The organism is uncultured Methanobrevibacter sp., assembly GCF_902774605.1.
Taxonomy (GTDB): Archaea; Methanobacteriota; Methanobacteria; order Methanobacteriales; family Methanobacteriaceae; genus Methanocatella.
On the sequence record NZ_CACYJE010000010.1, the window covers coordinates 24,973 to 47,093 of the forward strand.

The window sequence follows — 22,121 nt, forward strand, 5'->3', positions numbered from 1 at the left end:
TCAAAACCGGAAACATTGAAAATATCCTCGCAAACAGCAATTTTTACAATAGTTTAATTAATCAGTAACGACATAATTATTAATGATTATATTTTTACATGTGATTATAATGACTCGTATTTCAATTTTAGACAAGGACAGATGTCAACCGAAAAAATGTGATTATCTTTGCATACATTACTGTCCGGGTGTCAGAATGGAGGAGGACACCATAGTAATCGATGAAGACACTAAAAAACCGTTGATATCAGAAGAATTATGTGAAGGGTGCGGAATATGTACCAACCGCTGCCCGTTTGATGCTATTACAATCATAAACCTGCCAGAAGCGGCTGGCGAACCTATTCACAGGTTCGGCCAAAACCAGTTTGAACTCTTCGGACTCCCAAATCTTGAGGCCGGAACCGTTCTCGGACTGCTTGGACCTAACGGTATAGGCAAATCCACAATAATGAACATCCTATCAGGAACACTCATTCCTAACTTCGGAGACTTTGAAAACAAGCCTGAGAACTGGGATGCAGTGATTGAGTACTACAAGGGCTCATCCCTTCAGAAGTACTTCCAGGACCTATCCGAGGGAAACATCAAAACAATCCTCAAGCCGCAAATGGTTGACAAGTTGCCTAAGGTGGTTAAGGGCAAGGTTAAAGACCTTCTTGGCAACGTTAATGAAAGGGACAAGCTGGATTACGTAACAAAGGAACTTCAGCTTGAAAACGTTCTTGACAGGAACATGGAAAACCTCAGTGGAGGAGAGCTTCAAAGGGTTGCAATAGCAGCAACCGTTTTAAGGGAAGGAGATTTCTACTACTTCGACGAGCCGACATCCTGGCTTGACGTTTCACAAAGGCTCAATGCAGTGAAGGTCATACGCTCACTTGCAGAGGAAGGCAAGAGCGTGCTAGTGATTGAGCACGACCTTGCAACACTTGACGCATTGTCCGACAACATACACATATTATACGGACAGCCTGGAGGATACGGTGTAGTGTCCGGAAGAAAAGGAGTGCGCATAGGAATCAACGCTTACATCAATGGATTTTTGGCTGAGGAAAACGTTAGAATCAGAAGAAACCCGATTGAGTTCACTATCCGCCCGCCAACCCCAGAGGATGAGGGAGATGCCCTTGCATCATACAGCGACCTGAGCAAGGAATATGACGGCTTCAGCCTGACTGCCGATGAGGGTGAAATCTTCTATGATGAAATAGTCACCGCTTTCGGGTCAAACGGTATAGGTAAAACCACATTCGCAAAGATGCTTGCAGGCGTTGAGGAGCCGACCACCGGTGAGGTTGACGAGGAAGTGACAATCGCATACAAGCCACAGTACATCGTTTCAAACTTTGAGGGAACAGTCAGCGACTTTTTATACATGAATGCCCCTAGTTTCGGATCCAAAATCTTTGAAAGCGAAATCATGACCCCATTGACATTGGATGAAATGCTCGACAAGCCGGTTAAAGGATTGAGTGGTGGGGAACTTCAAAGACTGGCGATAGCTGCCACTTTATCAAAGGATGCTGAGATTTATCTTTTCGACGAGCCGACAGCATTTTTGGATGTTGAGCAGAGGTTGATTGCTGCAAGAGTCATTCGCAAGATGGTTGAAAGCAGAAATGCGGCATCATTGATTGTGGATCACGATATCGTGTTTATCGACTACATTTCCGACAGGGCAATGGTTTTCAACGGCACTCCTGGTTTGAACGGTCATGCGTCAAAGCCTACTGACCTTAGAAATGCAATGAACGAGTTTCTAGGCAACTTAAACATTACATTCAGAAGGGATAAGGAAACCAAGAGGCCTAGGGTTAACAAGCTCGACAGTTACAAGGACCGTGAGCAGAAAGAAAAAGGAGAATATTATTACCTATCCGATTAAAAATATTTTCCCTTTTTTATATTTTTTCCAATTCTTTTAGAATATACTTCTTCAATATTGACACTGCCTTTTCACCGTCATCATCAAGTCTGACGGCATCCAATGGGTTCAAATCATATGTTTTCACCACAGCGTCAGCGGAAATGTTTTTAACCACTTCAACATCCTTGTCATTGAGGATTACTGAGGCGCAATCGTCTCCGCATCCTGTGATTGTCACTATTTTTGCGTCTTCCAGTATCGGTGAGCAGTTGTTCGGCTGAGCTGAATACTCTGTTATGCATGCCGCTACAATGTTCTCGTTTTCCAATGCAAGTTCAACGCTTGCAGCCCTTACGACCAGTCCCAATGGGCTCAGTCCGCTGCATGATACCAATGCTATCTTATCATTCATTTTTTCATTCTCCCGTATCTTTTTTTAACTTTATCATATCCTCTCTTATAGAACGGACAGTAATCTATGCATTTGCTGCACCCTTCACGATGGGCTGTGCAGAGTTTTCTTAAGAACTTTCCGTTTTCGTCGAATGCTTTTTCGGGGCACCTGTCTATGCACACTCCGCAGGTGGAGCAGTAATCCCCAACCCATTCAAGCTCGTTGACCGTCTTGAATGGCAGGTTTTCGATTGATGTTTTGATCATGAAAAATCCAAGGTTCAATCCTTCCTTGAACATGCACATGTTGCTTCTTGTAATGATTGCCTCGTTGGATTGCATTGCAACTGCTCTGAGGCTTACCCTGTCGTCCAGGGGGTTGATTAGGTCAGCCCTGAATCCATTTTCCCTGAGTATGTCTGCCAGTGCGAATGCCTTGGCGCCGTATTCCTGAAATTCCTCATCCATCAGCTTGCATTTCTCTTTTGAAGGCTCCATCTTGAGGATGTCGCTTGACATGTGGTATTTCAGGATTATTATGTTGTCCCAGTCAATGCCCCATTCCTTTTTAAATTCATCATTTAATTTGGAATAGCTCAAGCCGGCAAACATTGAAGCGATGGCAATTTCAGTGAATTCATCTAAAAAATCGTTAGAGATGGTTGTTAACGGTTCAATTGGGTTTTCTATATTATAAAAATTAGGTATGGGTTGATGATATCGAAATCTCATACCATTAACCTTTTATTTTGTCCTTAAAGCCTCAACGGCTTTAGGGAATTCTTCACAAAAGACCTTGATTTCCTCTGTTGGAATTGAGAAACTGATACGAAGGTACCTGTCGCCGAATTCCTCTGAAGTGTATTCCCCTTCCCTTGTGAATAGTTTTTTGCCAACCAGGTAGTTGGACATTTCCTTAGGGTTTATTCCGGCACCTGACAGGTCAATTACCATCATGTTAGCATCTGATGGGTAGACAGGCAGGAACACTCCCTCGATTGGTTCAATCATTTCATGGATTAGTCTTTGGTTTTCAAAGCAGGTTTCCCGGATTCTTCCGATCCATTGAGGTTTTGTCTTAAGGCCTGCGATTGCACCGTACTGGGTGATTATGTTAACTCCAAGGTCATTGACCACAGCGTTTCTGATTGCATCGATGATTGGTTTTGAGGATAACACTCCCCCGATTCTTAAACCAGCCATTCCGAATATTTTTGAGAAGCTGAATATGGTTAATGTTTGGCCTGGAGCATAGTCTTCCATGTTGTAGTGCTCTCTTGCAAAGTCCTTATAGGTCACATCATGTAATAAGTATAAGTCGTTTTCTTTTGCGATTTCGGCAAATTCCTTCAGTTCATCCTCTGTGTAAGCGGAGCCCAATGGGTTCAACGGGTCAATGAGTATAACCATCCTGGTGTTTTCATCCATGTTCTCCCTCAGGAGCTTTGGAGTCAGCTTGTAGTGGTTTTCCTCATGGTATATTGGAACGTACCTCACTTCATTTGCGAACCTGTTTGCAAAGTCGCCTATGATGAAGTATCCAGGGTCTGACAATACCACATTGTCCTCTGGCTCTAGCAGCGCCTGCATGCACAGGTATAATGATTCTGTTGCTCCGGCTGTGAGCAGGACTTCAAGGTCTTTGAATCCAAAATCGTCCAAAATCAATTGTTTAAGTTCACTGAAACCTTCTGGGGCAGGATATTTACAGTAATTCTTTTCTTTGATGGCTTCAATCATCGCGTCGGATATGGTGTCGTCCTGCAGATGATTTGTATTTTGTCCCATCCAAATCATGTCCTCATCCATGTACATGTCCTCGAAAAAGTCATTTGCATTGTCGTAACCTTTTGGAGGAACCCTTTCAGTCTTTTTAAATTTCTTTTTAGGGTTTTTAATATCGAAATCCTTATCCCTCATAATTATCAACTCAAACAATTCCAAAATAAATATATATTTTTAGTTATTAATAAAATTACCTAAACAATCCCGTCGGAAGTGATAGTGAAAGTTACTTGACGTCCCTCTGGAATGCTTCTGTGACGCTTAAGTGTGGCTATCCTCTGGTTGGTTTCATCCCCTCGCTCCAATTGGATTATGACCTTGCTTATGTATTCCAGAATGTCGCCGCCAACGGGCTTGACTTCACTGTTTCCCTCATCGTCGAAGGAATTATATATCTGGTTTGTTATTATCACCGCAATGTCGTGATTGCGTGCGGTGTTTGACAGGGACTGTATCTGCTTTCTCAATTCCTTGCTCAGCTTATATGATTTCATGTCGTCGACACGGTACAGTGCAACTGCAGAGTCCAGTATGATGAGATCCACATCCTCATGGTGCTTTCTTAGCCACACGTTGATTGATCTTAGGTTTTCGGTTTGCTCTAAAAAATTAGTAGGTTCAAGAACAATGATGTTGTTGGCCACGTTGGAGAAGTATGGTCCTGAGATTTGCTTGATTCTGTCTATGGATATTCCGCCTTCAGTGTCAATGTAGATTACCTTGCGGTTGTTTTTGGCAACATTGACCGCCAGTGCCAATGCCACATTGCTTTTTCCTGAGCTTGGTGAACCGTAGATTTGTGTTATGGTGCCTTTCTCAAAACCCCCGTCGAGCAAATCATCGAGAGATGAGTTTGATGGGATCTTGTGATTGTCTTCAAAATTAGCCAATACCTTCATGTATCAATATTGTTTTTTATAAAATATATATATTGACGAAATTGAAATATACTCATAACCTATATTATAGGAGTTTTTTGATATGAACAGGAAGATAGCTGCATTAATAATAGTTTCAATATTTGCGCTTTGCTGCGCAGGTATTGCATTTGCAGGAAACGAGTCATCAGATGCGTTAGATTCATCTGATGATAGTGGAAGCGTTGAATTGGAGGACACTTCTAACTACATTACCATAACTGGCATTGCCAACGGTGAAATCAAGTTCGCCGACGGATTTACAGGTTATGCTATGGATTCCTCCAAAGGCAAGATTGGAAGCGATGCCACATTCACCCCCGGGGAGTTCAGCCACAGCAAGATTGAGAATTACATCAAGCTTGCAATAATCGAGGCGTACAAGCAGGGAAAGGAAAATCAGCTTGGGGCGATAATATCCAAGATTGCTGACAACAATATGGATTCAAGCGACAGCGTCATCAGCGAGGTTTTGAACTCAAATGACAATATCGGCAGCAGTGAAGTCGTTAAAATCAACGACAACACCGAGGCCACCTTCACTTTCGAGCTTTTAAAATCAACTGACGATGAAAAGTCAGACTGCTTGGCATATAAGGTTTCAATGAAAACCGTGGAAAGCGACAAGCTGGCTGCAAGTGATGATATCGACAACACTTCAGAGGACAATAAGCAAGACACTACCGGTAACGACAATAATGACGATAAAGCAGAAGACACCAATAAAAACAAGACAACATACGACAATAGTGACGATAAAGCAGAAGACACCAATAAAAACAAGACAACAAACGATAAAAATGATTCTGAAACCACCAATAATGAGGATGTGAAAAAAGAAGCCAAAAAGAACAATGCTGAAAAGGAAAAACCTAAAAACAACACCACAATCGTGAAAACCACAACTACTGTGATTGAGAACAACACTACAATCGTGCACAATAACGTCAAGGAAGTCAACAACACCACCGAGCCTAAAAACGATACTGCAGGCAATCTTTTAAAGGCCGGAAACCCTATACTGATACTTATAATCGTTGTTGTGGTGGCAGTCATTGCAGTGGTTATAATGAAAAGGAAAAACTAGCTGATCTTTTTCCTTTTTTCTTTTTTTAGTTACCAAACAATCACTTTAACTTTATATATCACCTCTGACAACGCTAATATTACACTCATTCACAGAGGTGAAAATAAATTGAAAAACAAATTATACACATTGATTATAATTCTATTGACAATAACATCAAGTTTAAATATCATATCTGCCCATGAAGAGGGCAACATTACAGTAATGAGTTCATATGATGAAGAAAAGTTGAAGAGTGAAGAGGACCGTACAGGCGATATTGTTAGCGCCAGTGAAGACGGTCACTTCAACATCAGTTTCGATGACGGCTACAATGGATACTGCATCGACTATGGTGATGATGAAGCCGTTGAAGGGTCTGAGTTTACAGTGGAGGACACTGACAAGGCAGTCAACAACAATAACGGAGAGTCCGTCGGAAATGAGCTGAAGACTTTCTTCGTTGACTATTATGACATTGCAATGCAGGACAAGATCAAAACCCAGCATATCATATGGCATTTCACTGATGATTTCACCGGATGGAGGGTTGACCCCACTTTGATGGAGATGATTAGGGCCAGCGCGTCTGAAAAAACGATACCTGACCATGGGGCCGTTAGAAGAATCAACAACACTACAGAGGCAGTGTTCGACTTTGAAGTGCTTAAATCATCCAATGTCAATCATCAGAACTATTTCGCATACAGGATCATCTACAGAGACATTCTTGAACTGATTGAAAACGAAACCCTAAACAGCAATAATACGCCAAGTCAAAATTCAACCGCCGCAGAAAATTCAACACAGGCGGATAATGAGACCACTAATACATTCGACAAACCCGTGCAATCAAATGAAAGCGAAGATGAAAACAGCACTTTAATTAAAGGCAATCACGCCAATTCATCAAATCAAATGAGCACCGAAGCAAATGATGACCCATTAAATAAAGTCAGCCTCAACAGGCATGTGACCGGGAACAATTACATTCCCGCCCTAATCATATTACTCTTTGGAACCTTACTGATCATCAAATTCTCAAGAGATTAACCCATTAATCTCTATTTTCTTATTATTTTCGGCTTGAAACTGGTCAAATCTACAATTGTTGAGGATTTGGCAGGACCCAAGTCCCCCACATCAATCACCAAATCAACATCACAGTCAAGCTGATCCAGTATGTCTGAGGGGTTGGTTAGAACCTCATCGTCGGAAATGTTCGCGCTGGTGGTGGTTATTGGGAAAATGCCTGCAAGCCTGCGGGCCAAACCATTACCCGGCACCCTAACTCCCACATAGCTGGTGCCGCTTGTGATTATCCTCGGCACTATGCTTCTCTTATCCAGGATGAAAGTGTAGGGACCCGGAAGGTATTCCATCATGGTGTTTTTCTGACCCATGGAGATTTTCGCCACAAGGTCGATGGTTTCAACGTCCTTGACAAGTATTGACAATGGCTTCAGATAGCTTCTCCTCTTGATTTCGAAAACCCTTTTCACCGCTTTCTTATCAAAAATATTGGCGCCTAGACCATAGACTGTATCGGTGGGATAGAGCACAACCCCGCCGTCCGCCAATACGTTAATGGCTTTGAAAATAATTTCCTCATCGATTTCATCAATACTTGTTTTTAAGACTTTCATTCACCTTTATATTAGATGAAATCTTTATATATAATTATGCTTCAAAGTCTAAGACCATTTTTAACAAGAATACTGAATCCGATTGCGAGAAACTTGAATATAAATCCCAATATAGTGACAGTGATTTCACCGTTCGTTGCATTGCTTGCGGCTTACGGTTTCGCCAATCATAACCTTATTCTGGGTTGTGTTGCAATCCTGTTGTCCGGTTTTCTGGATGTTGTGGATGGTGCCGTTGCAAGATACCATGGAAGGTCATCCCCATTCGGAGCGTTTCTCGACTCAACAATGGACAGGTTCGCTGATGCGATAATCTATATTGGAATCATTTTCGGAGGATACTGCGATTGGTTTGTTGGAGTCTTGGCGATTCACTCAGCAATAACTGTCAGCTATGTTCGCTCAAGGGCAGAGTCACAGGGTGCAGAGTGCAACATTGGAATAGCTGAGCGTGCCGTTAGAATGATCATCTTGATGATTGGGGCAATTATCGGTTTTCTTGCAGGAGACATTTACTTCACATACATCATTTATATCCTGGTGATATTATCATACTTCACTGTTGGTCAGAGAATCGTTTATGTTTGGAGGCAATTGAGATGAGTGAATTGGAAAGTCCGGAAAAGATAGCAAAGGACATTGCGAAATTGGAAAGGAACCTGAATCAGGTGGCTCATATTGAGTTTGTCGGGAAGGAAAAAGAGGTTTATGACAGGGCCGTTGACTATTGGAATGATTCCAAGTATTATCTTGAAAAGGAGGATATGAGGACTGCATTCGGCTGCATCGAATATAGTCATGGGCTGTTGGATGCATTAAGGATGATTCATGGAATCATCTAATTTACACCTTCAATTCTTTTAATGTCAATGATTAACCTATCAAAATCGGATTGATAATCCCTGTCTTGAATGAGTTTGAATTTATCATATTCCTCTTTTGCAATTTTTTGAGCTTCATTAGATGAAATTTTGCCTTTTCCTTTTAAAATTGGCAATAAGTTTAAATCAATATAATCATCCAATACTTTTTTCCAATCTTTCATGGACATTGGAATTTCATTAAGGGCTCTTGCTTCAGCAAGGGTTAAAAATCCATCCACCAATGAGTTTAAACGTTTTAGTTCTTTTTCATTCAAATAATTTTTAGAGATTACGACATCACTCAATATGATTTTGCCGTTTGGATTGCTCCAAGTTGCCAATCCCATATTGATTTTTTCACTGCCACTCCTTTCAGCAATAATTTCCGCAGCAGTGTGACCGCTGACTGCATAGATTAACTTGTTTTGAACTGTTGCAAAGAACTCACGAGTTACCTGAGCATCTTTTTTGTAATCAAAGCTGGTAGCATATATATCTGTGATTTTTTGATTGAATCTTCTTTCGGATGACCTGATGTCCCTTACCCTTTCAAGCAATTGAGTGAAATAGTCAACTCCAAATCTGGAACCATTTTTTAAAAGTTCATCATCTAAAACAAATCCTTTGATTATTAATTCTTTCAATTGTTGAGTAGCCCATATTCTGAAACGTGTAGCATTTTTAGAGTTCACTCTGTAGCCTACAGAGATAATGGCATCTAAATTGTAAAAATTTATATTATATTTTTTACCATCAGATGCAGTTGTTCGGAATTTCCGAACAACTGAATTTTTCTCCAATTCACCTTCTTCAAAAATATGTTTTAAGTGTTCACTGATTGTAGATTTAGAAACTTTAAACACTTCAGCCATTGTTTTCTGAGTTGCCCAAAATGTTTCCCCTTCTGAGTCGACAATCACATCAAGTGAAACCTCGCCTTCATCCCCGACATAAAGCAGAGTTTTTTGTATTTCTTTTTCTTCCAGCATAATTTTACCTCATTTTATAATTAATTTAATTTAATCAAATATTATTTTAAACTACAATTCATATAAACTTTTTGTTGCAAATAAATGCAATATTGAAAGGTAAAAGCAAAATTACATTGTTAGAACAATATTTCATAGTAAAGGCAAGATTACAACATGATAACAATATTTCAAAGTGAAGACAAAATTACACTGTGAGAACAATATTCCAAGGTAAGGCAAAAATAAAAAAATGAAACTTTGAATGCATCTAATCTTAAATATTCTTAAAAATAATATAATACTATGAATTTCATGAATAACAATGCAAACATTAAGCAGTTTCAACTGATCAGATTCATTAATGATAACTGCAGTGATGACCATGTGATAACAAAGATTTCAATCGTGCTTCGCCGAGACAAGATTGAAGCTCCTTATTACCTGAACACCAAGATTAGACTCTCCACCTGCGTGGATATGGCGGAGAATGGAATCATCCATGCAATGGACATCATGAACCATAACAGAATGCACAATTTGACTGAAGATGCCTATAATGAAATCAAGTCACTGATTGATGACAAGTTTGAAAACGCCCCTGAATCAGATCTGGTGAAAACATTCAAAAAGGAAAATCAGCTGAAGATTGTTCTAGTGTCCAGAAGTGATGAGGAAATCAATAGCCTTTTTGATGAATATCATGAGCTTTTCGACAAAATAGACAATCTGGTTGATTAAAAAAAAGGAATGGTAAAATTTGATGCATTACACATCAATTTTACTGTGAATGAGCGAATCGTCACCTGCAGATATTATCTCACCATCCAAAACCTCGATAACCCTGTCTGCAAGTTTGGCCACATCCATATCATGAGTTACAATTATCAGCGTCACGTTTTTATGTTCGTGCAAATCGATTAGTTGGCGAAGTATTCTGGTACTTGTCTTTGAATCAAGTGATCCTGTTGGTTCATCCGCCAATATTATTGATGGATCGTTTGCCAGGGCACGGGCGATTGCAACCCTCTGGCGCTCACCCCCAGACAGCTTGTTCGGCATGATATCCGCCTTGTCCTTAAGGCCAACATCATCCAACAGCTTCAATGCCTTATTTTTCATCGCGCCTGAGGATAATCCCTGAGTGTACATTGGTATTTCAATGTTTTCACGCACGGAAATGTTTGGGATTAGATTGTGCAGCTGAAAAACAAAGCCTATGCTTGTGGCCCTGAACTCATTTAATTTTTTGCTGGCGGTCAAATCCTCACCAGCAACTCTTATTGAACCGGAATCCGGCACGTCCAATGCTCCGAGCATGTTCAATAGTGTTGATTTGCCCGAACCTGACGGACCTATTATTGAAACGAACTCCCCCTCCTCAATTGTGAGGTTCACACCGTTCAATGCCTTGATTTTTCCATCCTCATAGCTCTTATACAAGTCCCTTATCTCAACAATCATAAAATCACCTCACTCATACCTCAATGCTTCTGTCGGCGGCAGCCTTATGGCCTTAAGTGCAGGATATATTCCACCGACAATTCCGACAGCTATTGCAATGACGAATGCCTGTATGAAAATCTTTGGAGTGAAAAGCGGCTCAAAACCTACTTGTGTAGCCAAAACAAGACATCCCACAACTCCTATTATTGATCCTATGACTGCTGAAACAATTGTAATGACCAAGGATTCCCCAACAATCATGAGAAGAATCCTCTTGTTTGACCATCCCACAGCCTTCAAAACACCGATTTCACGGGTACGCTCAAACACTGACATTAACATTGTGTTAATTATGCCCAATCCACCAACGACAATCGCCAGCAGGGATATTGCCCATGAGGATGCCTGAAGCATGTTGAGCATGTCAGCCATCTGCTCCATCTCCATGACAGATGTTATTGTGGTTATCTTATCGCCGTACTTGTCGTCAATCCTGTCGGCAACTTCCTGCGCATCGACTCCTTTATCAACCTTGACGTAGATGTTTGAGATGGAATCCTCATCATCCATCAGCTCACCAACCCTTGAAATTGAGGTGAAAACTCCGCCGGCCATGTTGGAATCGCCCGATTCGTATATGCCGACAACCTTGAAGTCTTCACGGTTTACTTCAATGGTGTCTCCTACAGTGTAGTTGTTGTCATCGGCATATATTTCACCGATAATCACCTCATCCGCATTGTCCTCGAATATCCTGCCCTCCTTCATGGAGATGTCGGCAAGGGTTGTTCCTTCCGGATCAATGCCTATCAGGGTGTTCATGTAATCATCACCGACCGAAGTCAACACCACATATATCGGATAGGCCTCTTCCACTCCCTCGACTTTTGCTATCTTGTCTGTCCAGGATGCGTCAATCGTATTTGTTCCATATGCTGAGTCGCCGGTTTCCTTTCCTGAAATCTGGAAATCAGCCCCTCCCGCATGTATCGTCTCCTCGAAGGTATCAACCAAACCTTCCGTAATTCCACCAAGAGCAACGATGACGACAATACCTATTGCAATTCCGACAATCGCAAGTATTGCACTGTTCTTTCTCCTGAATGGGTTTTTAAGAATGAACTTTAAAAATGACATATTAATTAATATGATTGTAGCATATAAATAACTAGTTATTGATGTAACTGAGATGAGAATATTGGTGAGTGAAATGCATAAGGAAACATTGCTTGAAAATATAGATAGGATTCACACTACTGAAATGGGTGTCGGAAGGATTCAGAGGAATTTGGGAATAAGTGACGAGCCATTGGGCTATTGCATAGCCAAACTCAAAAAAGAGGATTCTGTGGTTACAAAGGAGGGCAAGAATTATTATGTTGAAGTCGATGACTGCATAATAACAATCAATTCAAGTAGCTTTACAATAATAACTGCACACAAAACTTCTTAATAATAATTATAATTTCGCTCCAAAGTAATTGAATTGACATACAACCCAAATTATTTACTCTACAATCATCAATATTTTCAAACTCGAATAGAAATCACGTTGGTAAGATTCCTTGATTCTTTTTGAAATTAATCTCCCTTCTTTAGATAGGCCATAATTATGCGGCCGATAGACTACTAACAACCCCATTGCAATAAGATTTTTAATTGATTTATTAAAATCTTTTAAATAGGCATCAGGCATTTTCTTTTTAATTGTTTCTTCACGAACATTCTTTTTAATGGAAATATTCATTTTGCCACATTCTAACAATATCTTTTTCTCAATTGGCGTTAATTTTTCAATTATCCCATTATGTGATGGTTTTTCGTTAGACATGGCATCAACCCTGATGATTTCTTAATCTTCAATAAATTTTTCCTGATAGTTTTCAACTTCCTTAAGCAACAATTCTGCAATATTTTTAGCAACTTGAGGGTGCATTACAACCTCCGCTTTTCCTTTTCTAATTATTTTAACATTATCCTTCAGCTGGTCACCAGTTCTTTCAATTTCATCATTGTACAATAACAATCTTATATTGAATGGAGTGGATGTAACCGCACCACCCACAATATTTAGTTCATCCATATCTTCAGGAATCAGTAAATTTAATTTATTATTATCCATTTAAATCACCTACATTATGAAATTCATCATTGGAATGCTTTTTATTGCAGAATTAATTTTTTTAGAATTTACTTTTAATAAATTTTTATCATCACTATCAGATAATGACAATGGCAAAAATTCTGCTTCCTGATTATCTAATTCATTTTCAAATTCATTTAATTTTCTTAAATATTCCTCTGACTCAATTAAAGCTAAAAGAATTGCTCTTTTATCTTTAGGATTTAATTTAAATTTTTTTGAACCAGAACCCTCAACTACCAACAAACCTATTTTATTCAGTTCATCAATATGAATATAAACACTTTTTTTAGAAACATCCGACATCCGGGATAATTCATCAACTGATAGGAAAAAATCCCAATTGGATATTAATTCTTCCAGAATTTTTATCCTTGCATTATCACCAAATAATTCTCTAAGTAACATAAAACTCACTTCCAATAATATAATTTGAAATTAATGTTATAAATATTTTTACTTTTTTTACAAAAATGTAAAAAAATACAAAATATAAAATGTGAATTGAACTACCTCGACCTTGGCAGAGGTCGAGGATTCTTACTTCACGGGCTGGTACTTTCCCACGAAAGTAGTATTACCGTGCTATCCCCCCAGTCCCTAAGTAGTATTACCGTGCTATCCCCCCAGTCCCTGAGGTTCATTTTATTTTTTTCTTTAAGAAGTCTGTATCCTTCTTGTTTGATGTTTTTTGCTGCGTTTATGTCTCTGTCGTGTTGTGTTTTGCAGTGTGGGCATGTCCATTTTTTTTCGTCGCCTAGATTTTTGTTGTAGTATCCGCATACGTTACAGTTTTTGCTGGATGGGTGCCATTGGCTTATTTGGATGAATATTTTATCGTACCATTGGCATTTGTATTTGATCATTTCCAATAGTTTGTACCAGCTGATATTTTGTAGTTTTTTGCTATAATCGGTTTGTTCGAACATTTCGCGTATGTCTAGTGTTTCCATACAGATTAGGTCGTATTTTTTGACTAGGTAGTGGCTTAATTTGTGGTATGCGTCTTTTATGCGGTTGTTTTTTCTTTTTATCCATTTTCCTAGTGTTTTTAGTGTTTTGTTGTAGCGGGTGCTGTTGTATTTTTTTCGTGATAGGCTTTTTTGGTATTTTTTAATCATTTTCTCCTCATGGCGTGTGTCTAAATTGGCTATCTTTAGTCCGTTGCTGAGGGTTGCTAATGTTCTCATACCAAGATCGATTCCCACAATATTATAAGTATAATCCATTGTCTCTACATTTGTTTCGATGTTGAAAACTGCATAAAAGTGACCGTGCTCCTTTTTAATTGTTACATTGTTGATTTTAGATTCTTTTAGTAGTTTTTTATAATGGTTGCTGGTTCTGTAATGTACTTGTCCTAATTTTGGTAAAACAATTATATTGTCCTGTATTTTGATATTATTGTTGTTTTGTATTCTGAAGCTATGTTTTGGATTCTTTTTGGATTTGAATCTAGGATAACTGGATGTATTGTTGAAGAATCTTTTAAATGCCTGTATTAGGTCACGGAAAACCTGCTGCAAACTGCTTGACTCACTTTCATACAAGAATGAATATTGTGTTTTCAGCATATTCAACATTGTATTGAATGTTTTTATGTTGCATTGTAACTTTGTGTATCCTTGTTTTTTAAACAATTCAAATGTTTCCTGATATTCCTGTAATAATTTATTCCAAGTAAACCTGGCATTACCAATATTCTGATTAATTTTATTCCTCATAATTTCATCAGGATACAATTTAACCACAATACCTTTATTAACAGTATTATATTCAGAAAACACATGAATCACATCCAAAAACGGGTTTTTTAAAATTTTTTACAAATTATAAAAACACACAATAATAATTATTAAATAACCATAATATAAACAAATAGTGAGAGAGCATTTGATGTTTTTTAAAATTTTTTACAAATTATAAAAACACACAATAATAATTATTAAATAACCATAATATAAACAAATAGTGAGAGAGCATTTGATAAGTATTAATGTCCCTCCCATGTTTTTGTGCAATTCATCCACGACCTAAAAAGAGGTCGTGGTATTCTTGCACGATTAAGATAAAAAAAAAGAAGAGATTAATTAATCTCTTTAAATCTAATCATCCATGTCTTCGAATCTGGATTCTAATTTTTCCATTACACCAGGAAGTGAAGTGTATTCCATTTCCTCAGCAGGTAACCTGTGAGGTTCGAATGGGCCGTGTCTTCTGATGTAGGTTGCGATTTTAGCAGCTTGTTCACGGGTTGGGTCGAATGCTGGGTCGTCGAATAAGTCGACTGGTCCGATTAATTCACCGTTTGCTACTTGGAATCCTAATCCGACTACTCTAGGTGGTCCGTCGAATCTGATTGGGTTTGCTTCTGCTTCGGATACTGGCATCATTGGACCGTTGTGTGATCCTCTCATCCATCCGCTTACCATGTGTGGGAATGCAAATGGATCTACACATTCACCGTTAGCAGGGAACCCTGATTGTGCTCTTACGATACATACTGGGTCGTCTTTACCTACGTATTCTCCAGCCATGAGGTTTAATCTTTCGGTACTTACTGCAGCTGCGATTTCACCGTTTTTCTTCCATACCCTTTTGATAACGTATCTTCCGGTGGAACCGATTAATGCGAGTAAGTCGTACATTTCTTCAGGACAGTTTAAGACAACTTTCCTGTGTTCGATTACGTCGAATACTTCGAATTTGAATCCATCGTGTAGGGATGGGTCGATGACTAATCCTGCAGTGTTGAATGGGTCTGCAAACATTCTGAATACTGGTAAGTTGAATGCACCAGGTTCGGTTTTGTCACAGCAGAACACAAGCACTGGATCGGATGGCCTTTCTTCGAATTCCATTTCAGCTACACCAGGACCCATACCTTTGATGTTGCCTGAGAAGGTGTCGGATAATAAGTCTTGACCTGCACCGTAGAGTTTTAATTCACGTGCTCTTTCAGTAGCTTTCATGAATGCATTGTATGCGGTTTCATGCACTTCTTCGTTTTCTACCCCTTTGTCGTGGGTCATGATTAGGTCTATGTCGTCTCCGCAACGGGAGATATAGTAATCTTTTAAGATACCTGCTTCTAAAGCTTCGTTTAACACTTCATCACAGATGTCCATTAATTCTGGGTGTGCGACACAGTGTCCGGACACACTTCCAATATCAGCTTTAATTACACTAACTGTAGTTTTCATTTTTATACCTCTAATTAGTAAATTAATTATTTACTAGACATATATTATTTTTAACTAGTATAGTATTTAATAATTGTTATCTTTACAGTTAAGTCTTCAATAATATTTTAAATCAAAAAGCAATTAAATATTTGAAGTCATGGAAAAATGGCATGAAAAATGGGAATGGTGTTTTCAGCAATAATAAAATAAGTAGTCCCGAGCGGGGTCGAACCGCTGTCTTTGGGTCCAGGGCCCAAAAGGATTGCCGCTACCCTACGGGACTATAATAGTATTTATGTCAAACATAGTATATAAAATTAAAAGTTTACAGAAAACTCAATCAAGTTTTCTGATTTTTTGAAATGCCTTTTCGATTTCGACATCCTGGTTGATTTCTTCACATACCTTTTTAACTGTCTGCAAATCAGCATGTGTTTCAGGATACCTTGGAACCGCACTGCATCCGCCGTCATCGATTTCAGATATCGGGAATGTTCCGATTTTCTTGGCGATCAGTGTGATTTCCTCCTTGTCAAGGCCAATCAATGGTGAGAGTATCGGCATGTTCACGCCGTATCTTGTCGCCAGAATGTTTGACAAGGTCTGTGATGCGACCTGACCGACGCTGCTTCCGTCGACAATGGCATCGGCACCGACTTTCTCTGCGAGCTTTTCTGCAAGGCGATACATTCCGGACTTGCACAATACACAGGTCATCCTTTCAGGGGCATTATCCTTTGCGGCCTGCAGGTATTCGCCATAGTCGACCACGCGCTTCTTGATCGGCACTCCGCAGGCATACTTGTTCAGCTGATCGACGAGCAATCCATAATTCTCCAATGCCTTGGGAGTGGTGAACGGGTCATTGTTGCAGTTCAATGCTATTACTTCACATCCTCTTTTCATCATCATGTATGCCGCAACGGGTGAGTCTATTCCGCTTGATAAAAGCACCACGACCTTGCCCTGTGTTCCTAAAGGCAGTCCTCCGGGACCCTTGATTTTCTCATGGAAAATGTAGGTGTCGTCCTCTCGCACTTCAACGTATATTGTCAGGTCAGGGTTTGTCAGGTCAACCGGAGCCATGACAACGTTTCTCACAACCCCTCCGCAATGGGCCGCCATTTCCTGTGATGTGAAGTCGTGCTTTCCAACACGACGGCACTTGATGGCGAACTTGGTGTTTTCATCCAATGCATTTTCATCGATTAATTGCCTGGTGTATCCGTCCAATGTCTCATCGATATCATCGTAGGTTGTCTTGGTTGAAACCGCAGGAGAGTATGAGACAACTCCGAATACCCTGTTTAGCTTTTCTACGCTTTCTGTGAAATCTTCAGGGTGAATGTATATTCTTCCTTGATTTCTTATAACTTCACATTCAAAAGTAGCCTTAATATTTTTAACTAGCTTTCTTTCAAAACGTGACCTTATCTTAGGACTTTTCAATCCTATTTCACCATACCTGGCTATTATTACATCATAATCCATTTAAACATCTCTTAATATTTTCTAGTGCACGCTGAAAAAAAATAGTAATCCCTTCTGTACTAGTTTGAATATAACAGCAAGTATAATTTTTAATATTCTTGATTAATAAAACTTTTCTCTAAAAGATTAAATACAATCCACACCAAAAAGGTGAATATAGACAAATAATTTTTACAAATTGAAACGGTGATGAAAATGAGATTAAAGAACATAGTGATAATATTTTCAATGCTTTTCATTATCCTATGCATCGGCAGCGCATCAGCATCCGAAGATGTGTCAAACCTGACGGTCGCTGACGACAGCCCTGCCCTTGAAAATGAAAATGTTGATCAAATAGCACAGGAAGTTGAAAAACAGGAAAGTGAAATCCTTAAGGACAATGCAACCGGAACCGAAACCAATAATACTGCCCCTGCCCAAACAACACAGAAGAGCCCATCCAACACCAAGAAAACCGAAGCGTTCATCCTGGGAAACCTGGATTTCATCAAGAAATCCAATAAGTACGTGAAAATCAAAGTCGCAACATTTGATGAATCAAAAAACAAGCTTGTCATCCATAAAAATGTGAAAGTGACCGTTAAAGTTAAAATCGGCAAAACAACCAAGACATATAAGGTTACAACCAATTCAAAAGGAGTGGCGAAGGTGTTCAACGTTAAAAAATTGAAGGTTGGCACATATAAGGTGAGAATAACCTCAAACGATGACCGCTACACCATTAACGATAAGGGAATGCTCAACATATACAAGAAAAAAGTCAAGACCCTGACCCTCAAGATCAACAAGAGGAAAAAAGTCAAAAGAGATTACATTGAAAGCTACTACCTTAAGAGGAATGCTGAAAATCCTAAAGGAGTGTATGCAACCAGCTACAATGCAAAAGACCCTCTTGACGGAAACCCCGATACCCTGGTATTGAAGGCCAAGTTCTTCTTCAAAAACAAGAAGACCGGAAAAATCAAAACAAAAATCGTGAAGACCAAGGACGACAGCTATTACCTGTTCAAAATACTTCCTTACACAAAATTGATTAAAGGATACACACCTATTAAAACTAAAATCTGGTACGTTACCATTTAAATATGGGAAAATCAACTTCCCATCATTTCTTTTTTTAAAAAAATAGTTAAAGGATAATGTAGATTATCCTTTGATTAAATCAACTGCCGTTTGGATGGCCTCATCCATCTTATCGGTGTTTTTACCTGCACCCTGTGCAAGTGTCAAGCGGCCTCCACCGCCACCGCCAAGTACTCCTGCTGCGGTTTTGATGATTTCATTGATCTTAACACCATCATCAATTGCATTCTGTGAAGCCGCACCGACGATTTTGCCGTCACTGTTGCCCATGATGACCACATCAGCCTTTCCGTTGTCGGTAAAGTCAGTAGCCATTTTTTGCAGTTCCTTGAAGTCCGCTTCGATTAATTGATGAACCACTTTCAGTCCGTTGATTTCATCATACTCATCGGCGAGTGAGTTCATCTTCAATGATGCGATTTCTGATTTCAGACGATCGATTTCGTTTTTCTGAGCCTTCCATTCGCTGAAGAACCTGTCGCAGGTTTTCGGCAATTGGTCGTTTTCAACCTTGAATATTCCTGAGCTTTCACGTAATAGTTCACTGTCATGCTGCATTGAATCGATTGCTGCAAGTCCTGCTGAAAAGTCAATCCTTTCAACACCGTCCTGCACCCTTTCGGTCTTGTTGATTTTAATCGGTCCGACAACACCTGTTCTGAGAACGTGTGTTCCTGCACATGCCTGAACGTCGACTCCAGGAATCTTGACTACACGTATCATCTTGCCCGGCACGATTCCTCCCTGGTAGAGCACGAAACCGTAGAGTTCCTGTGCCTCGTCACGTGTATGGAATTGGATGTCGAGTTCAATGTTCTGCATCACGTATTCGTTGGCGAGTTTCTCGATTTCATTTAACTCTTCCTGTGTGATGCGCTTGTAGTGTGAAAGGTCTATACGTGCACGGGTGAGCTCGTTTTGTGATCCTGCCTGCCAGATGTGTTGACCGAGGACTTTACGTGCCGCTGCGATTACAAGGTGTGTTCCTGTGTGGTGGCGTGCAAGGGTTATTCTCCTGTTCCAGTCGATTTTGCCGTTTGCGGTCTTGCCAACCACATCATCTGTGATGTCCCCAGCTATATGGTGCAATACGACATTGTCGATTTTTTCAGCATATGGTATTTTAAATGATTCCCCGTCGATGGAAACTTCACCTATGTCGGATGGCTGGCCTCCTCCTTCAGGGTAGAATGTTGTTTTGTCAAAAATCAGGCACTTGTCCCCGTCCTTTTCAACAAGTCCCAAAACCTCAGCTTCAAATTCTTCCTGGTAGAAATCTTTATAGAACAGTAAATCTGTTTCGGGATAGTCCACCTTGAATGTGGACTTCTTGTTGGTAGTGTCCTTCTCGTGAGCACCGGCAACCTGTGTGAAGAAGTTGTCCGGAACGTTTACGGTAAAGTCATCGCCTGCCATTTCAACAACTGTTTCCGGAGGCATTCCATGAGCATCATACAAGTCAATGAGCATGTCAAGAGGCATTTCAGTCTTGCCTTCCTTTTTAAGTCTTTTGATGGCTCTTTTAACAATGCTTTTACCCTTCTTAACTGTGGAAGCATATCTTTCTTCCTCTAAAGAAATGATATTCATGATATGCTCTTCTGAATCGCGTATTTCAGGGTAGAACTTGGATAGGAAATCCAATTGTATTGCCATGACATCAGCAAGTGATTCCTTCATGTTGAGTTCCTTCATGAAACGGATTGTCCTTCTTAAAACCAGCCTTGCAAGGTAACCTTCCTTGACGTTTGACGGGATGATGCCGTCGGCAATCATGAATGCCAAACAACGGGTATGGTCAGCGATTATATAAATGGCTTCCATAGGTTCAGCGGCTTTCAGGTACTCTTCAAGAGTCAAATCAAGACTGTCAGCCACCTGTTGCCTAAGCTCCTTCAAGTCGCCAATGTCCTCAATATCCATCATGCCTGCAATCTGCGCGTTTCTTCCCTGAATGTCCTCGTTGATTTCAACGCCGGTCAATTCCTTAAGCTTGTCCACAACAGGTGCGAAGCATGCGTCATAGGCGGTTGGTGTTCCCTGTGAAATCCATGCTATACGTTCCAAACCGTAACCGGTATCAACCACTTTAATAGGGATTTCCTTTTTATCGCCGTTCTCCAATGTCTCATATTGGATGAAAACTAAAGTAGCGAGTTCCACTCCACGGCAGCATACCTCGTAGCATGGCCCTTCGTTACCTCCTCCACTCCACCATGATTTGATGAATGTGATCTCTTCAGTGTTGATTCCGATGTGTTCGAAGAATTTGTGGCACAGTTCAATTGTGCGGTCTTCCCAGTAGATGAAGTCATCTTCCTTGTTGATTACAGTATGGGTTCCCATTGTAAAGCAGGTCATGTGACGGCCTGTTCTTCCGACATTGTCAACGTCATTCAACCTGATTGATGGCTGAGCCATTTCAATAGGGTTTGCCGGCGGCTTTACAAGGCCTGATGTTATCCATGGCTGGAAACAGAAGATTGACGCACCAACCAGGAATACGTCATCCCTCCATCTTTTGGCAAGTACGGGATACCTGTGGACATGTGTGTGTCCTTCGCTTTCTAAAAATTCTCTAAAGACTTTCTGGATTTCATATAAGTTGTATGGTTTATCGGTTGCAGGATTTGCAATGAACTCATACTCATCACATGGAGCGTCTCCGCAAGTGTCACGATCCACTTGGGAGTAAAACTCTTGTCCGCAAGTCTTGCAAGTTTGTTTTTTATAACCAAGTTCGTCAAAAATTTCTACCATATAAATCAGTTCTAAATAATTTATTAGTATAGAATATGTTTTTTGACTAATAAATAATTAATGAAAAATCCGGTTGAAATTGATTGAAAATAATATGATGTAGTTAAAATAAGTGTGAAAAATAGTGGTTTTTGGTAAAAAGAAAAATAAAAAAAAGAAAGGTGATAGATTAAAAAATCTATCCGAAGAGAGCACCTAATCCAGCTGCTGCTTCTTCTTCTGAAGCTTCTTCTTCTTCCTCTTCTTCTTCCTCTTCTTCTTCAACTGCTTCAGCTGCTGCAGGTGCTGCTGCAGGTGCAGCTGCTGCCATAGCAGTGGTTTCCATAGCTTCGTCGATGTCGACGTCTTCTAAAGCTGCGATTAAAGCTTTGATTCTAGCGTCATCAGCTTCAATTCCTGCTGCTTCAATAATACTTTTAACATTTTCTTCGTTAATATCTTTTTCTGCACTGTGCAAAATCATTGCCGCATATATGTATTCCATGTTATCACCATTAATTTT

Annotated in this window: 24 protein-coding genes and 1 tRNA gene; 8 read left to right on the forward strand and 17 right to left on the reverse strand. The window is 39.9% G+C overall.

Features of this window, described 5'->3' with window-relative positions; genetic code table 11:
• The first annotated feature begins 109 nt into the window (after positions 1 to 109).
• Positions 110 to 1,888, forward strand: a complete 1,779-nt coding sequence (locus QZU77_RS03655) for a ribosome biogenesis/translation initiation ATPase RLI (protein WP_295600168.1) — start codon at positions 110 to 112, stop codon at positions 1,886 to 1,888.
• A gap of 16 nt (positions 1,889 to 1,904) precedes the next feature.
• Here the strand turns inward: QZU77_RS03655 and QZU77_RS03660 are convergent, their stop codons facing one another.
• From QZU77_RS03660 to radB, 4 genes are read right to left on the reverse strand one after another with little or no spacing between them, the layout of a single operon-like run.
• A complete protein-coding gene (locus QZU77_RS03660) occupies positions 1,905 to 2,282 on the reverse strand; it encodes a putative zinc-binding protein (RefSeq protein WP_295600170.1) in 378 nt (125 codons plus the stop codon).
• Positions 2,279 to 2,995: a ferredoxin gene (locus tag QZU77_RS03665; RefSeq protein WP_295600173.1), complete on the reverse strand. Its 717-nt coding sequence runs from the start codon at positions 2,993 to 2,995 to the stop codon at positions 2,279 to 2,281. The genes QZU77_RS03660 and QZU77_RS03665 overlap by 4 nt, the downstream gene beginning before the upstream one ends.
• Positions 2,996 to 3,007: 12 nt before the next feature.
• On the reverse strand, positions 3,008 to 4,183 hold the full coding sequence (locus QZU77_RS03670) for a pyridoxal phosphate-dependent aminotransferase (RefSeq protein WP_295600176.1): 1,176 nt from the start codon (positions 4,181 to 4,183) through the stop codon (positions 3,008 to 3,010).
• A gap of 59 nt (positions 4,184 to 4,242) precedes the next feature.
• Positions 4,243 to 4,947, reverse strand: a complete 705-nt coding sequence (gene radB, locus QZU77_RS03675; RefSeq protein ID WP_295600179.1) for a DNA repair and recombination protein RadB — start codon at positions 4,945 to 4,947, stop codon at positions 4,243 to 4,245.
• 82 nt (positions 4,948 to 5,029) lie between these two features.
• Between radB and QZU77_RS03680 the strand changes: the two genes are divergently transcribed.
• Entirely contained in the window at positions 5,030 to 6,052 is a 1,023-nt protein-coding gene (locus QZU77_RS03680) for a hypothetical protein (protein WP_295600181.1), read from the forward strand.
• 108 nt (positions 6,053 to 6,160) lie between these two features.
• Positions 6,161 to 7,084, forward strand: coding sequence for a hypothetical protein (locus QZU77_RS03685; RefSeq protein WP_295600196.1), 924 nt, complete (start codon positions 6,161 to 6,163; stop codon positions 7,082 to 7,084).
• Between the two features lie 11 nt (positions 7,085 to 7,095).
• Here the strand turns inward: QZU77_RS03685 and QZU77_RS03690 are convergent, their stop codons facing one another.
• Positions 7,096 to 7,677 carry an L-threonylcarbamoyladenylate synthase gene (locus QZU77_RS03690; RefSeq protein WP_295600197.1) on the reverse strand — a complete coding sequence of 194 codons (582 nt, stop codon included), beginning with the start codon at positions 7,675 to 7,677 and terminating at the stop codon, positions 7,096 to 7,098.
• A 36-nt stretch (positions 7,678 to 7,713) separates the two neighbouring features.
• Here QZU77_RS03690 and pgsA point away from each other — a divergent pair, with 36 nt between their 5' ends.
• Both pgsA and QZU77_RS03700 read left to right on the forward strand, forming a co-directional pair.
• A complete protein-coding gene (gene pgsA / locus QZU77_RS03695; RefSeq protein ID WP_295600203.1) occupies positions 7,714 to 8,280 on the forward strand; it encodes an archaetidylinositol phosphate synthase in 567 nt (188 codons plus the stop codon).
• Entirely contained in the window at positions 8,277 to 8,519 is a 243-nt protein-coding gene (locus tag QZU77_RS03700; protein ID WP_295001272.1) for a DUF357 domain-containing protein, read from the forward strand. The genes pgsA and QZU77_RS03700 overlap by 4 nt, the downstream gene beginning before the upstream one ends.
• On the opposite strand, the gene QZU77_RS03705 is transcribed toward QZU77_RS03700, so the two are convergent.
• The gene (locus QZU77_RS03705; RefSeq protein ID WP_295600204.1) at positions 8,516 to 9,529 is read right to left on the reverse strand and encodes a virulence RhuM family protein; all 1,014 of its coding nucleotides are present in this window, start codon (positions 9,527 to 9,529) and stop codon (positions 8,516 to 8,518) included. The two genes, QZU77_RS03700 and QZU77_RS03705, sit on opposite strands and share 4 nt — an antisense overlap.
• Positions 9,530 to 9,814: 285 nt before the next feature.
• Between QZU77_RS03705 and QZU77_RS03710 the strand changes: the two genes are divergently transcribed.
• A complete protein-coding gene (locus QZU77_RS03710; protein WP_295600208.1) occupies positions 9,815 to 10,249 on the forward strand; it encodes a hypothetical protein in 435 nt (144 codons plus the stop codon).
• A 27-nt stretch (positions 10,250 to 10,276) separates the two neighbouring features.
• On the opposite strand, the gene QZU77_RS03715 is transcribed toward QZU77_RS03710, so the two are convergent.
• Entirely contained in the window at positions 10,277 to 10,972 is a 696-nt protein-coding gene (locus QZU77_RS03715; protein ID WP_295600210.1) for an ABC transporter ATP-binding protein, read from the reverse strand.
• Positions 10,973 to 10,981: 9 nt separating this feature from the next.
• Positions 10,982 to 12,091, reverse strand: coding sequence for an ABC transporter permease (locus QZU77_RS03720; RefSeq protein ID WP_295600214.1), 1,110 nt, complete (start codon positions 12,089 to 12,091; stop codon positions 10,982 to 10,984).
• Between the two features lie 73 nt (positions 12,092 to 12,164).
• On the opposite strand from QZU77_RS03720, the gene QZU77_RS03725 reads away from it, so the two are divergent.
• Positions 12,165 to 12,407, forward strand: coding sequence for a DUF3781 domain-containing protein (locus QZU77_RS03725; RefSeq protein ID WP_295600217.1), 243 nt, complete (start codon positions 12,165 to 12,167; stop codon positions 12,405 to 12,407).
• A gap of 54 nt (positions 12,408 to 12,461) precedes the next feature.
• Here the strand turns inward: QZU77_RS03725 and QZU77_RS03730 are convergent, their stop codons facing one another.
• The 7 genes from QZU77_RS03730 to thiI form a co-directional block, all read right to left on the reverse strand.
• Positions 12,462 to 12,785: a hypothetical protein gene (locus tag QZU77_RS03730; protein ID WP_295600219.1), complete on the reverse strand. Its 324-nt coding sequence runs from the start codon at positions 12,783 to 12,785 to the stop codon at positions 12,462 to 12,464.
• 21 nt (positions 12,786 to 12,806) lie between these two features.
• Complete coding sequence (locus QZU77_RS03735) at positions 12,807 to 13,076, reverse strand: hypothetical protein (RefSeq protein WP_295600221.1); 270 nt, start codon at positions 13,074 to 13,076, stop codon at positions 12,807 to 12,809.
• Between the two features lie 9 nt (positions 13,077 to 13,085).
• The gene (locus QZU77_RS03740; RefSeq protein ID WP_295600224.1) at positions 13,086 to 13,505 is read right to left on the reverse strand and encodes a winged helix-turn-helix domain-containing protein; all 420 of its coding nucleotides are present in this window, start codon (positions 13,503 to 13,505) and stop codon (positions 13,086 to 13,088) included.
• Between the two features lie 137 nt (positions 13,506 to 13,642).
• Positions 13,643 to 14,884 (reverse strand): RNA-guided endonuclease TnpB family protein, encoded by a 1,242-nt coding sequence (locus QZU77_RS03745; protein ID WP_295600227.1) that lies wholly within the window; start codon positions 14,882 to 14,884, stop codon positions 13,643 to 13,645.
• A 318-nt stretch (positions 14,885 to 15,202) separates the two neighbouring features.
• Entirely contained in the window at positions 15,203 to 16,300 is a 1,098-nt protein-coding gene (fbp, locus tag QZU77_RS03750) for a fructose-1,6-bisphosphate aldolase/phosphatase (protein ID WP_295000816.1), read from the reverse strand.
• A 193-nt stretch (positions 16,301 to 16,493) separates the two neighbouring features.
• Positions 16,494 to 16,565 (reverse strand) — tRNA-Gln (locus QZU77_RS03755).
• 53 nt (positions 16,566 to 16,618) lie between these two features.
• Complete coding sequence (thiI, locus tag QZU77_RS03760; protein ID WP_295600231.1) at positions 16,619 to 17,773, reverse strand: tRNA uracil 4-sulfurtransferase ThiI; 1,155 nt, start codon at positions 17,771 to 17,773, stop codon at positions 16,619 to 16,621.
• Positions 17,774 to 17,968: 195 nt separating this feature from the next.
• Here thiI and QZU77_RS03765 point away from each other — a divergent pair, with 195 nt between their 5' ends.
• On the forward strand, positions 17,969 to 18,859 hold the full coding sequence (locus QZU77_RS03765; RefSeq protein WP_295600234.1) for a hypothetical protein: 891 nt from the start codon (positions 17,969 to 17,971) through the stop codon (positions 18,857 to 18,859).
• A gap of 63 nt (positions 18,860 to 18,922) precedes the next feature.
• Here QZU77_RS03765 and alaS read toward each other — a convergent pair whose 3' ends face one another.
• Positions 18,923 to 21,619 carry an alanine--tRNA ligase gene (alaS, locus tag QZU77_RS03770; RefSeq protein ID WP_295600236.1) on the reverse strand — a complete coding sequence of 899 codons (2,697 nt, stop codon included), beginning with the start codon at positions 21,617 to 21,619 and terminating at the stop codon, positions 18,923 to 18,925.
• A 178-nt stretch (positions 21,620 to 21,797) separates the two neighbouring features.
• Positions 21,798 to 22,103: a 50S ribosomal protein P1 gene (gene rpl12p / locus QZU77_RS03775; RefSeq protein WP_295600239.1), complete on the reverse strand. Its 306-nt coding sequence runs from the start codon at positions 22,101 to 22,103 to the stop codon at positions 21,798 to 21,800.
• Positions 22,104 to 22,121: the final 18 nt, after the last annotated feature.

Bases quoted from the DNA above. Each gene is read 5' to 3' on its own strand.
- QZU77_RS03655 (WP_295600168.1), top strand. From the start codon at position 110: ATGACTCGTATTTCAATTTTAGACAAGGACAGATGTCAACCGAAAAAA.
- QZU77_RS03660 (WP_295600170.1), bottom strand. From the start codon at position 2,282: ATGAATGATAAGATAGCATTGGTATCATGCAGCGGACTGAGCCCATTG.
- QZU77_RS03665 (WP_295600173.1), bottom strand. From the start codon at position 2,995: ATGAGATTTCGATATCATCAACCCATACCTAATTTTTATAATATAGAA.
- QZU77_RS03670 (WP_295600176.1), bottom strand. From the start codon at position 4,183: ATGAGGGATAAGGATTTCGATATTAAAAACCCTAAAAAGAAATTTAAA.
- radB (WP_295600179.1), bottom strand. From the start codon at position 4,947: ATGAAGGTATTGGCTAATTTTGAAGACAATCACAAGATCCCATCAAAC.
- QZU77_RS03680 (WP_295600181.1), top strand. From the start codon at position 5,030: ATGAACAGGAAGATAGCTGCATTAATAATAGTTTCAATATTTGCGCTT.
- QZU77_RS03690 (WP_295600197.1), bottom strand. From the start codon at position 7,677: ATGAAAGTCTTAAAAACAAGTATTGATGAAATCGATGAGGAAATTATT.
- pgsA (WP_295600203.1), top strand. From the start codon at position 7,714: ATGCTTCAAAGTCTAAGACCATTTTTAACAAGAATACTGAATCCGATT.
- QZU77_RS03700 (WP_295001272.1), top strand. From the start codon at position 8,277: ATGAGTGAATTGGAAAGTCCGGAAAAGATAGCAAAGGACATTGCGAAA.
- QZU77_RS03705 (WP_295600204.1), bottom strand. From the start codon at position 9,529: ATGCTGGAAGAAAAAGAAATACAAAAAACTCTGCTTTATGTCGGGGAT.
- QZU77_RS03710 (WP_295600208.1), top strand. From the start codon at position 9,815: ATGAATTTCATGAATAACAATGCAAACATTAAGCAGTTTCAACTGATC.
- QZU77_RS03715 (WP_295600210.1), bottom strand. From the start codon at position 10,972: ATGATTGTTGAGATAAGGGACTTGTATAAGAGCTATGAGGATGGAAAA.
- QZU77_RS03720 (WP_295600214.1), bottom strand. From the start codon at position 12,091: ATGTCATTTTTAAAGTTCATTCTTAAAAACCCATTCAGGAGAAAGAAC.
- QZU77_RS03725 (WP_295600217.1), top strand. From the start codon at position 12,165: ATGCATAAGGAAACATTGCTTGAAAATATAGATAGGATTCACACTACT.
- QZU77_RS03730 (WP_295600219.1), bottom strand. From the start codon at position 12,785: ATGTCTAACGAAAAACCATCACATAATGGGATAATTGAAAAATTAACG.
- QZU77_RS03735 (WP_295600221.1), bottom strand. From the start codon at position 13,076: ATGGATAATAATAAATTAAATTTACTGATTCCTGAAGATATGGATGAA.
- QZU77_RS03740 (WP_295600224.1), bottom strand. From the start codon at position 13,505: ATGTTACTTAGAGAATTATTTGGTGATAATGCAAGGATAAAAATTCTG.
- fbp (WP_295000816.1), bottom strand. From the start codon at position 16,300: ATGAAAACTACAGTTAGTGTAATTAAAGCTGATATTGGAAGTGTGTCC.
- thiI (WP_295600231.1), bottom strand. From the start codon at position 17,773: ATGGATTATGATGTAATAATAGCCAGGTATGGTGAAATAGGATTGAAA.
- QZU77_RS03765 (WP_295600234.1), top strand. From the start codon at position 17,969: ATGAGATTAAAGAACATAGTGATAATATTTTCAATGCTTTTCATTATC.
- alaS (WP_295600236.1), bottom strand. From the start codon at position 21,619: ATGGTAGAAATTTTTGACGAACTTGGTTATAAAAAACAAACTTGCAAG.
- rpl12p (WP_295600239.1), bottom strand. From the start codon at position 22,103: ATGGAATACATATATGCGGCAATGATTTTGCACAGTGCAGAAAAAGAT.